General features: G+C 26.9%; 2 protein-coding genes. Both read right to left on the reverse strand.

Annotated features, from left to right (window positions below):
* Positions 1 to 128: 128 nt before the first annotated feature.
* On the reverse strand, positions 129 to 1,142 hold the full coding sequence (locus JMO20_RS04125) for a ribonuclease H-like domain-containing protein (RefSeq protein WP_202708272.1): 1,014 nt from the start codon (positions 1,140 to 1,142) through the stop codon (positions 129 to 131).
* Between the two features lie 118 nt (positions 1,143 to 1,260).
* Positions 1,261 to 1,644, reverse strand: a complete 384-nt coding sequence (locus tag JMO20_RS04130) for a transposase (RefSeq protein WP_202708273.1) — start codon at positions 1,642 to 1,644, stop codon at positions 1,261 to 1,263.
* Positions 1,645 to 2,576 lie beyond the last annotated feature (932 nt).

Raw genomic sequence — 2,576 nt, forward strand, 5'->3', positions numbered from 1 at the left:
TCGGTAGAGCAGGGGACTGAAAATCCCCGTGTCGGTGGTTCGATTCCGCCTCTGGGCACCATAGAAACCCCTTACTTATTAAATGATAAGTAAGGGGTTTCCTATTTATTTTTTGAATTCTTATTAACCTATATAATATTTTTAAAAATATGAGAAATAGTTTCATACAGAAGTCCTTTTATATTATTATAAATGAGATTATTATTGTCCTTAACAATTATTAAATTATTTGGGACAGTATATATCGTTTTATCTATTAGATCAATTGATATTCTAAAATCGTCTTTGTTGAGATAGTAGCATTCATTGCCATTAGACAAATATCCATGATGAATTTGAATGTCGAATTTAAAACTTCCTGCATCAGGAATCCATTTAAAAGTATAATTTTCATCATAATGTACTTGTTCAGAAAAATTCATTGGGGATATACTGCCTTGAACACATAGCATTTCACTGTCTATAGACAAATTAGATAAGTCTATAAAAATATTTAAGCCATCATTATGATTAAGTAAATTAAAATTAAGTGAAGTAATATCAGTAATCAGATCATATATCTGTAGTGTTTTAGGAAGATAGTATATATCATCAAAATTATGTTGAAGAACTATATCTTTATAGATTTTATTTTGGGTTTTTAAATAACTCTTATATATTTTAATACTATCCTTTCCAGAAATTTCATCTTTTCGATTAAATCCTAGCCTTTTTTCTAAGGTTTTTAACTTACAGTTTTCTAAACCTAAAATATTCTTATTCTTTCGTACTAACTTAAGTATATCAAAGCTATTATCTCTATCTATAGAGAAATCAATATTATGAGTTTTATATTTAGAGTTTAAAAAAGGTATATCAAAAGTATCACCGTTAAAGGATACTAAAACGTCAAATTTTGAAATTAAGTTTTTAAAAGCTTGTAGTAACTGAAATTCATCATTTAGAGATTCTGCAAAATATTGTTCAATTATAATAGAAGTTCCTTGGGCATAAAGCATTCCAATAAGAACAATTGAATTTTTTGTTCTATTAAATCCTGTGGTTTCTATATCAAAAAAGAGAACTTCTTTATTTGAAATTAGATCTAAAAATTTATCAGGATAATAAATATTTTCATCTAACTTATGTTTTATTATATCCATTTTACCCTCCCTATAACTTTAATCCAATAATTAATACTATATTTGAACCATCCATCTACTTACATAAGTGGGAGATTCTTATTTAAAAGAAGTTTGATATTTAAGTTTCTACCTAATACTAGGCAACCCTTACAAATCTTCTCTTCTTATCATAATTCCCTTTATTTATAGGTTCAAACTCTAAAGCTGATATTCCAGAAGTATAATATTCTCCTATCTTTTCAGTTTCAATATCATCAAGCAATGCTTTGTATTTTATAACTATCTTTCCTACATTATGAGCTTTAGCATTATCAATAACCATTTTACTAGCCTTATTAATATAATCTCTTACCACACTATTTCTTTTTCTCCTTAGTCTTAATAGCTGCTTTGTATCTTTAAACTTCTCACTACAGACTTGATACATCCTAATCTTTTGTAGCTTTGCAATTTCTTTATTGAAATAGCTATTTCTAGACTTAATGACCTTACCATCAACAATATATATTTTTAGACTCACTAAAACTTATACAAGGCAGTAGGTGGGTTAGGTTTTGCTAGATACTTGCTAGAATTCTTTTCATAGTCCCTTTTAACGTTAAAAAATGCATTCCAATTTTGTTCTAAAACCTTTAAGCAATGTTGTCTATTGTGATTATGCAAGTGATCACAATGCCAATTTCTCTTATATTCTTTTTCAGTTTCTCTATAGGACTTATATTCCTTTTCTCTTAGGGTATAATTTACAATATTATATAACTTTGTAGTATGAAATGACAACACTTCAATGATATCTTACCCAAGTTTATCAAGTCTAGATCTAAATTTAAAAGTTAATTTCTGATTCACATTTTCACCTCCTACCATACAAGCTACACAAATATTATAGCACAAAATCCACGGTTCAGAACAAATGTTTGCTTTGAGGATATAAAAATTAGAATTTTGAAGCATATAATTGAAATTTACTAGTTTAGATGCATTTGACTTTTAATTACTTATATTGTATAATTCTGTTAGGAAATAAAAAGGAGAGAAGTTTGTGAGTGAATTGGTTCTTAATTAATAGAATTAAATAATGACAGTTTATTTTTAAATGTGGGTTGTAGCATTTGGTGCTTTTACGCATCATATTTTTGTTATACAAATTTTACTGTCATCTATAATTAAGAACAGTTATCCAAATACAATTATTATTTCCCAATCATAAATTATGTTGAGAATGTTTAACTATGGATATTTTTTGTTCCATAGTTTTTTTATTTATATTTTTTAGTATATAAGGATTTTAGACTATATGAATTATACTATTATTATATTTTTCTTAACTTTTATGATTAATAGTTATATGAAATAAGTTTTAAGACGTGGATAATTGGTTATCCACGTTTTTTTTGGTGTGCCCAGCATGGGCACAGTCTATAGGGTGAAAGTCCTGAACACCGAAGGTGA

This window comes from Sporosalibacterium faouarense (assembly GCF_016765695.1).
Lineage (GTDB): Bacteria > Bacillota > Clostridia > Tissierellales > VENL01 > Sporosalibacterium > Sporosalibacterium faouarense.

Bases quoted from the DNA above. Each gene is read 5' to 3' on its own strand.
- JMO20_RS04125 (WP_202708272.1), bottom strand. From the start codon at position 1,142: ATGGATATAATAAAACATAAGTTAGATGAAAATATTTATTATCCTGAT.